The following is a 13,910-nucleotide window of genomic DNA, read 5'->3' on the forward strand; positions in this document are numbered from 1 at the left end:
GTTTTCATTTCAACTGCCGCTGTGAAGGCTGGAAAGCTGAATCACGCTGTATTCGTTGGCTTCCTCCCGGGAAAGCTCGCCGCTGATGCGCCCTTCCCGCATGACTAGAATCCGGTCGCTGACCCCCAGGATTTCCGGGAGCTCAGAAGAGACCATAACAATGCAGCCGCCCTGCTCCACAAACTCGTTCATCAGGCTGTAAAATTCAGATTTGGCGTTTACATCAATGCCGCGGGTGGGCTCATCCAACAGAAGTATCTTCGACTGAGCCACCAGCCATTTGGCAAGGATGATTTTTTGCTGGTTGCCCCCGGAAAGATGGCTGACCTCTGTGTAAATACCGGGTGCACGCACCTTTAGCTTTTTATAGTATTCAGTCGTGATTTCTTTCTCCCACTTTGTATTGATGAAGGAAAGGCCTGCCATACGTTTGGCGGTGCGCAGCAGGCTGGGGAGAGAAACGTTGTCCTTTATTTTCGCCTTGAGCATCAGTCCGGTGCTGCGGCGATCCTCTGTTACAAACCCAAGGCCACTCTCGATGGCCTCCTTGGGGCTGCGGAGCTTTACGGGCTGACCTTCCAGAAAGACCTGCCCTGCATCCGGCTGGCGGGCGGCAAAAATGCTTTCCAGCACATCGGTGCGTTTGGCTCCTACAAGACCGGCGATGCCGAGAATTTCCCCGGCATAGGCGGTGAAGGAAATGTCGCTGAAAACGCCGCTTACCGTGAGGTTTTCCACCCGGAGCATTTCTTTGCCCGGTGTGTGCTCTTTTTTGTTGTAGTAATCCTTTAGCTCACGTCCCACCATACTGCCGACAATTTCGGCTTCGGTGGTTTCAGAAAGCAGCATGGTTCTGACCTTTTGGCCATCCCGCAGAACGGTAACCCTTGCGCAGACAACGGGCAGCTCCTTCATGCGGTGTGTTATGTAAATAATGGCGACATGATTCTGCTTGAGTATTTCAATCTGCCGGAACAAAGCGAAGATTTCACTATCCGACAGGGATGAGGTAGGCTCATCCATAATAACAATCCGGGAGTTTTTCACAATGATTTTGGCGATTTCGATCAGCTGCTGCTGTGCAGCGCTGAGCGATCCGGCCAGACTGGTGGCCTCTAGCTTGGCACCCATGCCGTCCAAGACCTCTTGTGCTTTTTGGTTCATTTCACGGCGGCTCAGCAGCATTCCTTTGTGGGGCTCCATGCCGAGGAAGATGTTTTCCGCCACGGTCAGGTGATTGGCAATACTCAGCTCCTGATGGATAATGGAGATGCCCTCATCCAAGGCTTGGCGGGGGTTTTTGAACTGGCGTTCCTGCCCATCGTATACAATACTGCCCTCTGTGGGGGTATACACACCGGAAATGATTTTAACCAGTGTGGATTTTCCGGCTCCGTTTTCACCCACCAGAGCATGGGCCTCTCCGGGGTAAAAATCAATGGATACATCGCTGAGAGCCCGGGCGCCCGGAAACAATTTGGTGATGTTCTTCACCTGTAGAATAGGGGTTGGTTCCCTCTTGTTTTCCATTTCTTCACCATTCCTGCCTATGCGATTCGTGATTCTGTTTATGAGCGGTCTTATGCTCGAAATAGGCGGGCCTTTCCAAAAAGGATATACTGCAATTTACACGGATATAGCTATGAATAGACCAATTCTCCGGGCAGAATTTTACCCGGAGAATTGATAGGAGTGCCGTGTTGGGCTTTCCCCTCGTGGTTAGCTGAAAGCCGTGTGGTTTTATACGAATCTTCCAGTATGGAGTGGTCTTACAGGCCGTTTTTCTCGATGTATTCGGCTGTGATGATATAAGGATCAATGGGAATCAGTTTCGCATCCACCGAACCGGAAGTTAGGTACTTGTGAACCTGCTGGGTGATGGTGGTGCCGATAAGAGCGGGGTTCTGGGAAATTTCAGAAACCCACCACTGGCCGTCGCCTTCCTTATCCTTGATAGCGGCAATGGCTTCGGGGTTGCCGTCAAAGCCGACTACAAGGGTCTTGGCTCCTGCGGCCTTGATAGCGGAAAGGGCACCGGTTGCGGCGGGATCACCGGCACAGAAAATAACGGCCAGATCCGGTTTGGAAACCAGCCAATCCTGTGTCAGAGACATGGCCACGTTGGCATCGCCTTCGTAGTTGCCGAAGAAGGGGTATTCAACATCGGTCTGTGCCTTGATAACTTCTTCAAAGCCCTTCTGGCGATCCAGAACCGAGGCGGAGGCAGGGTTACCGATCATGGCGACTGAGCTTCCTTTAGGGGCAAGGCGCAAAGCTTCCTGAGCGCCCAAACGGCCGCCTTCCACGTTATCGGTGCCAGCGTGACAGATGATGGAATCGGAGTCGTAGCCTGAATCAAAGGTGAAACAGGGAATACCGGAAGCGGAGGCGGCATCAATAGCGGGGCCTACACCGGCGGCGTCTACGGTAGCCAGAGCAATGGCATCCACCTTCATGGCGACCAGATTGTCGATGTGGTTGGACTGAACGTTGGCATCCAGCTCGCCGTCGTAAACAATGGCTTCGATGCCAAGCTTTTTGGATTCCTCAACAATGGCGGCTTCAATCAGGTTATAGAATACATGCTCCCGGGAGCCCACAATGAAGCCAACGGTGATTTTCTTATCGGCTGCTGATTCGGGGGCGGCGCTGCTGGCGGCTGAAGGAGCCGTAGATGAAGCGGGGGCTGCCTGAGAAGTTGCCGGGGTGCTGCTGCCGCAGCCAGCCAAAGCCATAAGCACGAGAACCGCGGCCAGAACAATGCTGATTGATTTTCTTTTCAAGTCTAGAATCCTCCTTTTCGTGGAACCAGTTTTGTGTTGTTTCAGTTTATACTCACCAAACTTCAAAATATAAACGTGGTTTTGAAGTCTCCGTCTACAGGCGGATAAGGCAGCCGGAGCGGCCTTCTGGCAGAGTGTATAATACTTATCTGCGATTAAAACAATCGAAAAATATCCATTGTTTTAATCCGGCAAGCAAAGCTTGCCGCTGCACTGAAAGTGCAGGCAGAACGCATCGAACAACGTCTCCACGGGCTGTGCCCGCTGCCGCATTTCATGCGGCACACACAGAGGGAAAGGGGATGTTGGATTGTATCTTTCACTTGAAAATGCGTTGAAATTAAAGGGGTGATGCGTCTGTTGATATCCGATATATAATATTGTTTATTTATGATTGAATTTATTTGAATATTATCATATATAGATTATACAGTCAATAATAATCTACAATTATAATTTTTTTGTTATAATCTATATAAATTATGATACCATATTTAAACAATTCAAATAAACGAAAAAAAACGATAGAATTTTAGCGGAATTTGTTTCGGAAAAATGCGGACAAACCCCTACGGCAAAGTTTACTGAGATTGGGGTGCAAAAACAGTCTGATATAGGAACAGAAATTATTTTTTTTCGGGCTTAAGATAAGCAGAAAAGCTTTAGAATGGATTCCTGCTTCTTGTTTGCCCCAATTTTTTTCACAAGGTTTAAGGCAATGCATAATCATACCGAAAATACAAAGGCTATGGCTATAGAATGGGAGATTATACTCATTTTGCTTCCAAATTGTCTGCAAAATGTTTTGCAGTTAAACTGACTTTAAGCAGTTCAACTTGCGCATGGGGAAGCAACTGGGAAAACACAGGGGGAATGGTCAATTTGTCGTTGTCTTCGATGCTGCGGAAAGCTCTTACAGGCTCCAGCCGCAAACCGCCCAATCAGGAAAATCATCCCCGGGAGCATGGCTTCCCGGCACTGGAAGAGAGCCTGGAGAAAAATATATCGTCATTTAAAGAATATTTGGGTACAAGCGAAGATGTAAAATATCACGCTTTTTCTTTTGGCCGGAATTTGGAATTTAATGGAACCTTGCTGTTTCTTGATGGAATGGTCAGCAGCGATACGATTACCCAGAGCATTTTGAAACCGCTCATATCCAATAAAGAAATCAGCCGAAAAAAAGACGATATCCAAAGCATGCAGGATATCCAAAAAAGCATGCTTTGTTCAGGCGATGTGGTCTGCCAGAAAGAGTTCGCCAAGCTGTTGGATGGCCTTTTATCCGGTGACACGATTTTTCTGTTGGATGGATTTCCCCAAGGCTTGGTGATCAGCACCCGAAATTGGGATAAGAGAAGTGTAACGGAGCCTCAGACCGAATCGGTGGTTAGGGGCCCCCGAGAAGGCTTTACTGAAAATTTCAGAACCAATACCTCTCTGATGCGCCGCAGGCTGAAATCCCATCGGCTGCGCATGGAGCATATGGTGATCGGTGAGAAAACCTCCACCAGTGTGTGTATTGTTTATATTGAAGGAGTAGCAAAGCCCGAAATAGTGAAAACCCTTCGCCAGCGCCTGGCTCAGGTGCATGTTGATTCGATTTTAGATGCAAGCTACTTGGAGGAATACATTGAGGATTCCCATTTTTCCGTTTTTTCCACGGTCAATTATACCGAAAAACCGGATGTGGCCGCCGCCAAAATTTTAGAGGGCCGAGTGGGCATTATTACAGATGGCAGCCCCTTTATGCTCACGGTTCCTGCACTGTTTATCGAAAGCTTTCAGACTGCTGAGGATTACTATATCCGCCCCTTTTATGCCAGTATCACCCGCCTTATGCGGTTTTTGGCTTATGCTATTTCCATTTTTGCGGTACCCATCTATATTGCCCTCACAACCTTTCATCAGGAGCTGATTCCCACCACGCTGCTGATCACCATTGCCAGCGCTCGAGAGGGAACGCCCTTTCCTGCTTTGATGGAAGCGCTGATTATGGTGCTTTCCTTTGAGATATTGCGAGAAGCAGGGCTGCGGCTTCCGCGGCCGGTGGGTCAGTCTGTCAGCATCGTAGGGGCGCTGGTTATGGGGGATGCCGCTGTCTCAGCCGGCTTAGTAGGAGCGCCTATGGTCATAACCGTGGCCATTACAGCAGTTGCCGGGTTTATCATTCCCTCTCAAATAGATTCCATCACCATTTTGCGCATTATCATGATGCTGCTTGCCTCTATGCTTGGCGGCTTTGGAATTGCTGTGGGCCTTTTGGGGGTTCTGGTGCATTTGGCTGTGCTGAAATCCTTTGGAGTTCCTTATTGCGGCGCTGTAATTCCCTCCAGAGACCAACAGGATACCTTTATTCGTCTCCCTTTGTGGATGATGATCAAGAGGCCCGAGACCATTGCTGGCAGGGATGAAGTTCGCAAAACCGGTTGGATGCCGGCAACAGGAAAAGAAAGTGATGGGCAAAGTGAAAATAACCAATAAAATAAGAAAATATAAGTTGAAAATACTGGCTTGCAAGCTATTGGTGATCTTGCTGGTAACCGGCGCTGTGACCGGTTGTTGGGATAGTCAGGAGCTGGATACAATTTCGCTGGTGACAGGTGTGGGGATCGATGAGGTTCAACAGCCGGATGAGGCGAATTTTGTTTTTCAGATTGTAAAAATCGGCTCCAATGACCCGGGAAATGAGAATTCATTCTTTGTGATGGAATCCCAGAATAAGGGGATACTGCCGGCATTGGATGCTCTGGAATACAAGAATACAAGAAGCCTTTTTCTGCATCAGAATCAGGTCATTGTGATAGGAAAAGAACAGGCGGAAAAGGGAATCAAGACCTATCTGGATGCATTCCTTCGTGGCGAGGAAATGCGTATGGAAACATGGCTGATGGTGGCGGATGGAACAGCTAAGGATATATTATCAACCAATTTGAACCAAGAGCCCATATCCTCGGTGGGGCTTGTGCGCATGATGGAAACAGAACGCCAGCTTTCGCAGCATATTACCACTAGAATGTTGGATTTTACTGTTAGGCTTCTGGAGGAAGGAGGAGCAGCTATTACTCCAATCATCCAAACAGCGGAAGAAAACGGTATATCCAGATATAAGATTTCAGGGCTGGCGGTTTTTAAAGACGCAGCCATGGTGGGCAGGCTGGATGCCCAGCAAAAACGAGGCTTTTATTGGATTATGGGCGATATTGATGATGGAACTATGAGTGTAACCACGTCCCATGGTTTTGCCAATTTAATTATCAGTGAAATCGATCATACCATTTCGCCTCGGTTTACAGAGGATGGCAAGCCATATATGCAAATTGATGTTTTGGGGTATATGGCGGCCGGTGAGGTGCAGGGCTATGATGACATGGATACCCTCCAAATGGGCAAGGATCTGGAGAAAGAGGCCCAGAAAAAGATGGAGGAGGAAATGCGGGATAGCCTTCAGGCCAGCCAGAGAATGCGGGCGGATATCTTCCGTTTTGCCAAGGCCTTTGAGCGTTGGCATCCCAAGGAGTGGGAAACAATGCAGGGCAACTGGGAGGAAATATACCAGCAGCTTTCGCTGAACGTTAACATCACGCTGAAAATGCGGGATACCGGCAAGACTACCTTGCCCTTTAACAAGGAGGTGAAAGAAGAGAATGCAGCTTGATAAAGGAAAAATCACAGGCGCACAATTTTTGTTTGCCGTTATCTGCTTTATTCAGTCCTCTTTTTTGTTAATCTCTCACTTTGTGGTTTTGGTTCAGCAGGATGCATGGCTCACAGTGTTGCTGGGGTTTTTATTCACGATGCCGCAGATGCTGGTGTTTTTGGGGCTGATGAAAAGTTTTCCAGGGAAAAACCTCATTGAGATCAATGATCTTGTGTTAGGCAAATGGGTGGGCAAGATCTTTTCCGGTCTTTATATCTTTTTCTTCATCACCCTGATGTCACTGAATTTAAGGGATATGGGGGATTTTGTTCAGAAAACAATCATGCCCAGAACACCGGAATATGTTACAATCATTCTTTTTATTTTGGTTTGCGCATGGTCGGCCCGAAATGGTGTGGAGGTAGTAGCACGTTACAGTGTGCTCTTTACCCTCATTTCCTTTGTGGTTTTGCTTATTGCTACTGCGCTCAATGTCAATATTATGAGTTGGGAGAATTTTCTGCCCATATTAAGGCAGCCGCTTAAAAGCTATGTGCAGGGGGCGCATATTGTTTCCACAATTCCATTGGGGGAATTGATTATTTTTCTGATGATAGCCCCTAATGTGCAATCGCCGCCCAAAAAAGTGAGAAAATATCTTTTTTTAGGTCTTGTACTCGGGGTCAGTAACTTATTGCTCATTATTTTGCAGGATACAGCTATTTTAGGCAATGCTATTGTGCTGTTTGCACTGCCTCCCTTCGAAGCCTTTCGGATGACAGCCATCAGCCCCGCATTGAGCCGCATGGAGATTCTCTTTGCCGTTTCGCTGATTATACTCATGTTTTTCAAAATCGGCCTGCTCCATTATGTTACAACATCGGCTTTGGCACAAACCACCGGTATGCGGGAATTTAAGCATCTGGCTTTAGCCGTGGGGACCATTGGCGTTGTTTATGCCCTGTCGGTTTACAGCTCCACTTTGGAGCATATGCAGTCGGCAAGCAAGCAGGTTCCTTTTTTGTGGCTGCTGTTTGAGTTGATCCTGCCGCTTATTACTTTAATCTGTGCAAAAGTTAGAGGGCTTTCCCAACCTCAAGGGAAGGCGGCCTTGGAATGATACTTTTATTTATTATTTTTGCGGTTATTGCCATGATCGACTTTGTGCCGCTGCTCAAAGAAAAGAGTCGGCGAGATGCTGTGATTACCGGAATTGTGCTGTGTTCCGGGCTGGTTTTGTCCGTGCTTTATGCCCTTGGTGTGGAGCTTCCAAGCCCTATTGTAATAATGGAACGTTTTTTGCGGGATAACCTGAAAATAGGATATTGAAAAAAGCAGAACCGGGAAGGATAACCCCTCTCGGTTCTGCTTTTTGGTCTGTTCAATATTCGTTTTTACCCAAGCTATGCAACTACAGTCTCGCTTATGTATGCATTTGCATATTGCCCGGGGAACTCCTTAAACCGCCTTATAGAGCCGCAAAACGCTCCATTGCTTCCTGCGTTTTTTCTTTACTGCCAAAAGCGGTGAGACGGAAAAATCTTTCACCGTTTTTGCCGAAACCGGCTCCGGGGGTTCCCACCAAACCGGCTGTGGTCAGTAAGTAATCAAAATAATCCCAAGAGGTCATTCCGCCCGGACATTGCAGCCAGATATAGGGGGAATTCTCGCCGCCCACAAAGGAAATCCCCTTGCGCCGCATGGTGGCGGCAATCAGGCGGGCATTTTCCATATAGTAGGCGATGGCACGCTCCGACTGAAGCTGCCCCTCTGGGGTGAATACAGCGGCTGCACCTCTTTGAACAACATAAGGCACGCCATTGAATTTGGTGGTCTGGCGGCGAAGCCACATTTTGTTCAGCTTGATGCCGTCAAATTCCAGTTCCATGGGCAGGATGGTATAGCCGCAGCGGGTGCCGGTAAACCCGGCGGTTTTGGAAAAGGAGCAGAATTCAATGGCGCATTTTTTGGCTCCCGGAATCTCATAAATGCTGCGGGGGAGAAAATCATCCTGAATAAAGGCTTCATAAGCCGCATCAAAGAGGATAACGGCACCCTGCTCCAGCGCATAATCCACCCACTGCCTGAGCATATCGTGGCTGTAGACTGCACCGGTGGGGTTGTTGGGGGAGCAGAGATAGATGATATCCGCCTGCACCGAGGGTTCCGGCAGGGGCAGAAAGCCGTTTTCCATATTGGCGTTCATGAAAAGGATTTTGCGCCCGGCCATAATGTTGGTATCCATGTAAACAGGGTAGACCGGATCGGGAATCAGCACAGTGTTATCGGTGCTGAAAATATCCAGAATGTTGCCCAGATCGCTTTTGGCGCCATCGCTGACAAAGACCTCGTCTTCCTCCAGCGTCACCTCTCTGCGGGTATAATATTTGCAGATGGATGCTTTGAGGAAGCCATAGCCCTGCTCAGGCCCATAGCCGTGGAAGCTCTGGGAAAGGCCCATTTCATCAACAGCATTGTGGAGCGCCCCCACAACGGCATCGCACAGAGGCAGGGTCACATCCCCGATTCCCAGCCGGATAATATCTGACTGAGGATTGGCCTGCTGGTAAGCGGCTACTTTCTTGGAGATGGAGGAAAACAGATAGCTTTCCTCAAGAGCTTGATAATGAGTATTTATTTTCATGCAGTTATCCTCCGTAGACCGGAGGCATCCGGCGTTTGTGCTCACTTTTCTTGTGGAACTCATCGATCAGCTTCTGGTCGGCCTCATCCGCTTCGCCCCTAAGGAGAAACTGATCAATACGGGCGTAGGTGATGCCCATTTCCTGCTCATCGGTCTGGCCCTCATAGAGAGCGGCCGAGGGCTTTTTCTCCAAAATGGCTTTGGGAGCGTTCAGAAAGGCCAAAAACTCATAAACTTCAGTAACGGTCAGATCAGCGATGGGGTTAAAATCAAAGGCGCCGTCTCCCCACTTGGTGAAGTAGCCCATATAACCCTCGCTGGCGTTGCCGGTTCCGGCTACCAAGGCGTTTTCACTGGCTGCGGCGGCATAAAGGGTGGCCATGCGCAGGCGGGGGGCCATATTAAAGACCGCCGCAGGGGTGAGCCCAAGCTGCCGGTGCAGCAGATCAAGGAATTCTGCCTTAATTTCGGTCAGGTCAAAGGTTTTGGTTGTGATGGAGAACTGCTCCGCAACCGACAGCGCATCCTGCAAATCCTCGTTAAAATTCCGCTTGGAGCCGCAGGGCATTTGAATGCCGATGGTGTTTTCACAGGCAGTCTTGCACAGGATACCCACAAGGGCACTGTCTTTACCGCCGCTGTTGCCGTAAACAATACCGGCGGCACCGCTTTCAGCCAACACTTTCTGGATAAAAGCGGTTCTCTTTTCCAGTTCTTCGGCGTAGTTTCTTTTTTTTGCATGTTCAATGGGTTTCATATTTCCACCGTCCCTTCAAATACAGTTTGTGCCTTTCCAGTCATAAATACTCCATCGTCGGTATAACGAATGACCAGATCACCGCCCTTTAGCTTGACTGTTACATCGGTATCCTTCCCGCAATAACCATTCAGTACCGCTGCTACAACGGCAGCGCAGGCACCGGTGCCGCAGGCCCATGTTTCGCCGCTGCCACGCTCCCATACCCGCATCAGCAGCGTGTGAGAATCAATCACCCGGATAAACTCTGTGTTGACCCGCTGGGGGAAGAGAGTGTGGCTCTCAAATACAGGGCCTATTTTCTCCAGCTCCAGACCATCGGGGTAATCGCAGAAGACCACACAGTGGGGATTTCCCATGGAAACACAGGTGATGTTATACTCCTGACCGCCGATTTCCACAGGGCGGCTGACAACTGTTTCACCCTCCAGCAAAACTGGGATTTCAGTAGGCTCCAGCCGGGGCACACCCATATCCACAGTCACGGAATCCACCTTGTCGTTTTGCAGGTGCAGATCAAGGGTTTTAATGCCGCTGAGGGTTTCAATCTTTAGGATTTTCTTCTTGCGGATGTCGTTTTCATAGAGATATTTACCCACACAGCGAATGGCGTTGCCGCACATGTTACCCTCGCTGCCATCCAGATTGAACATACGCATCTGAGCATCCGCCGTTTCGGAGGGGCAGATGAGCACCACCCCATCCCCGCCGATACCGAAATGCCGGTCGGAAAGGGAAACGCTCAGAGATTCCGGGCTGGTTATCTTCTGCTCAAAGCAGTTGAAATAGATATAATCGTTGCCGCAGCCCTGCATTTTGGTGAAGGAAAGCTTCATTTTCTCACTCCTCATATGATTAATATCCACCAGCTCAGTGCTGTAGGGGGTATAGCGCCCCATAAGGCAGCGGGCAAGAGCATTGGCGGTATCCACTGAGGTCAGGCAGGGAATCGCCCGCTCTACAGCCGCGCGGCGTATTTTCACACTGTCCCGGGCCGGGTCACGGCCCTTGGAGGAGGTGGAGATAATATAGCTGATTTTCCCGCTTTCCAGCAGGGTCATGGTGTTCTCCGAGCACTGGTGAATTTTCTTCACCGGCTCTGCTTTCAGCCCTGCCTTGTGCAGAAGCTGGGCTGTGCCCTCGGTGGCATACAGCGAAAAGCCCATGTCTGCGTATTTCTTGGCGGCATCCACAATTTCCGGTTTGTCGGAATCCCGGACACTGATAAACACGCCGCCGCCCTTTTTCATTTGGTAACCTGCTGCAATGAGGCCTTTATAGAGGGCTTCATCCAGCGTTTTGCCGATGCCCAGCACTTCACCGGTGGATTTCATTTCCGGCCCCAGCTGCACATCCAGCTTGGGCAGCTTCTCAAAGGAGAAGATCGGCACCTTGACCGCCACATAGGGGGGGACAGGATAAAGCCCGGTGCCAAAGCCCATATCCGCCAGCTTTTCACCCAGCATGGCTCTCGTTGCTAAATCCACCATGGGAACCCCGGTCACCTTGCTGATATAGGGGATGGTTCGGGAGGCACGGGGGTTCACCTCAATTACATAGATTTTGCCGTGGAAAATAACATACTGGATGTTCACAAGGCCCTTGGTGTTCAGCGCCAGAGCCAGCTTCCGGGTGTTTTCCACCAGCTGCTCAATCAGCTCACCGGGGACATTCCATGCAGGATAAACGGCGATGGAATCCCCTGAATGAACACCCGCCCGCTCGATGTGCTCCATAATGCCGGGGATGAGAATTTCCTCCCCATCGCAGATGGCATCCACCTCCACCTCGGCTCCCATCAGGTACTGATCGATGAGCACCGGGCTGTCGATGCCTTTTTCCAGTATAATGGCCATATATTCCCGGATATCTTCGGGAGAAAAGGCAATGATCATATTCTGCCCACCCAGCACATAGGAGGGGCGTAGCAGCACCGGGTAGCCCAATGTTTCGGCCACGTCCAGTGCCTGCTGGGTGGAGAGCACACCGCTGCCCCGGGGCCGGGGGATAGACAAATCTTCCAGAAGGGCATCAAAGCGCTCCCGGTTTTCCGCCATATCAATGCTGTCGGCCGTGGTGCCTAGAATCAGCACACCCTGCTCCTCTAAAAACCGGGTCAGCTTAATGGCGGTCTGCCCGCCGAAGGCCACCACCACGCCATAGGGCTTTTCGGTGGCAATAACCTGCATCACATCTTCGGGGTAGAGTGGCTCAAAATAGAGTCGGTCAGCGGTATCAAAGTCGGTGGAGACCGTTTCTGGGTTGTTGTTGATGATAGCCACCTGAAACCCGGCTTTTTTCAGTGCCCATGCGCAGTGAACGCTGGCATAGTCAAATTCAATACCCTGCCCGATGCGGATAGGCCCCGAGCCAAGGACGATAACAGTTTCTCGGGTATCCTGCCGCTCTGCAAGCAGCTGCGCCGCTTCGTTTTCCACGCCATAGGCGCTGTAAAAATAGGGGGTTTGGGCGGCAAATTCCCCGGCGCAGGTATCCACCATCTGGAAAGAGGCGGCCATAGACTGGGGGAGTTCCCGTCCGCTGAGGCGGTGGATGACCCGGTCTGGGTAGCCCAGCTTCTTGGCGGTTTCATACAGCTTGGGTGTAAGCGGCTCTTTTTCCAGCCGCTTTTCCAGCTCCCGAAGATTCAGGAGCTTGGAAAGGAACCAATGGTCAATCATGGTGATGCTGTGGATTTCCTCACAGGAAATGCCTCGGAGCAAGGCTTCATACACCACAAAAAGCCGCTGATCCGAGCAGTGGTGAAGCAGCTTGGCGATTTCCTCAGTGCTCTTTTGCTCAAGGGAAGAGAGGCGCAGACTATCCTGTGAGATTTCCGCACCACGCACCGCCTTCATCAAAGCCTGCTCAAAGGTTTTGCCCATAGCCATAACCTCGCCGGTGGCCTTCATCTGGGTGCCAAGGGTGCGGGTGGCGTAAACAAATTTATCAAAGGGCCAGCGGGGCAGCTTAACCACCACATAATCCAGTGCCGGTTCAAAGCAGGCTTGGGTTTTGCCGGTGACCGCATTGGGAATTTCATCCAGCGTATAGCCGATGGCAATTTTAGCCGCTACCTTGGCAATGGGATAACCCGTAGCCTTTGAGGCCAGCGCCGAGGAGCGGGAAACACGGGGGTTCACCTCAATGACACCGTATTCAAAGCTGTCTGGGTCAAGGGTGAATTGGCAGTTGCATCCGCCTTCAATCCCCATAACGGTGATGATATCCAAGGCCGCCGAGCGGAGCATCTGGTATTCTTTATCCGAAAGGGTAACCGCCGGGGCAATGACAATGCTGTCTCCAGTATGAACGCCCACAGGGTCAAAGTTTTCCATGCTGCAAACGGTGATCACGTTTCCAGCACTGTCCCGCATGACTTCAAACTCAATTTCTTTTTGGCCTGCTACACTTTTTTCCACCAAAATCTGATGAATGGGGGAAAGACGCAGACCGCTTTCGGCAATGACTTCCAGCTCAGTGGGGCTTTCGGCAATGCCGCCGCCGCTGCCGCCCATAGTAAAGGCAGGGCGGACAATCACCGGGTAACCCATTTTTTGCCCAAAGGCAAGGGCGTCCGCTATGGTATGCACCACAAGGGAGGGAATAACCGGTTGGCCGATGGCTTCCATGGCATCTTTAAAAAGCTGGCGATCCTCGGCCTTGTCGATGGTTTCAGGGCTTGCTCCCAGCAGTTTAACCCCATGAGTTTCCAGAAAGCCTTCTTTGGCCAACTGCATGGAAAGGGTCAGGCCGGTCTGGCCGCCTAAGGTGGAAAGCAAGCTATCCGGTTTTTCGATCTCGATGATCCGCTTGACTGTATCCAAGGTCAGCGGCTCAATATAAATCTGGTCGGCCATGGCATTATCGGTCATGATGGTGGCCGGGTTGGAGTTGATGAGCACAACCTCAAGCCCCTCTTCCTTCAGCGCACGGCAGGCTTGGGTGCCCGCATAGTCAAATTCCGCCGCCTGACCGATGACAATAGGCCCCGAGCCGATGACCAGCACTTTGTGAATATCCTGTCTCAGTGGCATAGTAAAAACCATTCCTTTCGGATTTGCTAGCAATGTTGAGAAGAATTGC

9 protein-coding genes are annotated in these 13,910 nt (G+C 50.3%); 4 read left to right on the forward strand and 5 right to left on the reverse strand.

The features are described 5' to 3' along the window. Positions 1-9: 9 nt before the first annotated feature. Complete coding sequence (locus U6B65_00750; GenBank protein WRS27686.1) at positions 10-1,530, reverse strand: sugar ABC transporter ATP-binding protein; 1,521 nt, start codon at positions 1,528-1,530, stop codon at positions 10-12. Between the two features lie 239 nt (positions 1,531-1,769). Next, a complete protein-coding gene (locus U6B65_00755; protein WRS27687.1) occupies positions 1,770-2,783 on the reverse strand; it encodes a substrate-binding domain-containing protein in 1,014 nt (337 codons plus the stop codon). Between the two features lie 882 nt (positions 2,784-3,665). On the opposite strand from U6B65_00755, the gene U6B65_00760 reads away from it, so the two are divergent. Genes U6B65_00760 through U6B65_00775 form a run of 4 tightly spaced genes read left to right on the forward strand, consistent with a single transcriptional unit; the run spans position 3,666 to position 7,752 of the window. Then, positions 3,666-5,267, forward strand: coding sequence for a spore germination protein (locus U6B65_00760; protein WRS27688.1), 1,602 nt, complete (start codon positions 3,666-3,668; stop codon positions 5,265-5,267). 16 nt (positions 5,268-5,283) lie between these two features. After that, the gene (locus U6B65_00765; protein ID WRS27689.1) at positions 5,284-6,441 is read left to right on the forward strand and encodes a Ger(x)C family spore germination protein; all 1,158 of its coding nucleotides are present in this window, start codon (positions 5,284-5,286) and stop codon (positions 6,439-6,441) included. After that, entirely contained in the window at positions 6,431-7,543 is a 1,113-nt protein-coding gene (locus U6B65_00770) for an endospore germination permease (GenBank protein ID WRS27690.1), read from the forward strand. The genes U6B65_00765 and U6B65_00770 overlap by 11 nt, the downstream gene beginning before the upstream one ends. After that, positions 7,540-7,752, forward strand: a complete 213-nt coding sequence (locus U6B65_00775) for a hypothetical protein (GenBank protein ID WRS27691.1) — start codon at positions 7,540-7,542, stop codon at positions 7,750-7,752. The genes U6B65_00770 and U6B65_00775 overlap by 4 nt, the downstream gene beginning before the upstream one ends. A gap of 139 nt (positions 7,753-7,891) precedes the next feature. Here U6B65_00775 and U6B65_00780 read toward each other — a convergent pair whose 3' ends face one another. Genes U6B65_00780 through carB form a run of 3 tightly spaced genes read right to left on the reverse strand, consistent with a single transcriptional unit; the run spans position 7,892 to position 13,861 of the window. Beyond that, entirely contained in the window at positions 7,892-9,067 is a 1,176-nt protein-coding gene (locus tag U6B65_00780) for an LL-diaminopimelate aminotransferase (protein ID WRS27692.1), read from the reverse strand. A gap of 4 nt (positions 9,068-9,071) precedes the next feature. Further along, complete coding sequence (gene nadE / locus U6B65_00785; GenBank protein ID WRS27693.1) at positions 9,072-9,824, reverse strand: NAD(+) synthase; 753 nt, start codon at positions 9,822-9,824, stop codon at positions 9,072-9,074. Beyond that, a complete protein-coding gene (gene carB / locus U6B65_00790) occupies positions 9,821-13,861 on the reverse strand; it encodes a carbamoyl-phosphate synthase large subunit (GenBank protein WRS27694.1) in 4,041 nt (1,346 codons plus the stop codon). Before carB ends, nadE begins: the two co-directional genes overlap by 4 nt. Between the last annotated feature and the right edge of the window lie 49 nt (positions 13,862-13,910).

This window comes from Oscillospiraceae bacterium MB08-C2-2 (assembly GCA_035621215.1).
Classification (GTDB): domain Bacteria; phylum Bacillota; class Clostridia; order Oscillospirales; family Ruminococcaceae; genus WRAV01.

Excerpts from the sequence above, each read along its gene's own strand:
- nadE (WRS27693.1), bottom strand. The coding sequence starts at position 9,824 with ATGAAACCCATTGAACATGCAAAAAAAAGAAACTACGCCGAAGAACTG.
- U6B65_00750 (WRS27686.1), bottom strand. The coding sequence starts at position 1,530 with ATGGAAAACAAGAGGGAACCAACCCCTATTCTACAGGTGAAGAACATC.
- carB (WRS27694.1), bottom strand. The coding sequence starts at position 13,861 with ATGCCACTGAGACAGGATATTCACAAAGTGCTGGTCATCGGCTCGGGG.
- U6B65_00775 (WRS27691.1), top strand. The coding sequence starts at position 7,540 with ATGATACTTTTATTTATTATTTTTGCGGTTATTGCCATGATCGACTTT.
- U6B65_00770 (WRS27690.1), top strand. The coding sequence starts at position 6,431 with ATGCAGCTTGATAAAGGAAAAATCACAGGCGCACAATTTTTGTTTGCC.
- U6B65_00780 (WRS27692.1), bottom strand. The coding sequence starts at position 9,067 with ATGAAAATAAATACTCATTATCAAGCTCTTGAGGAAAGCTATCTGTTT.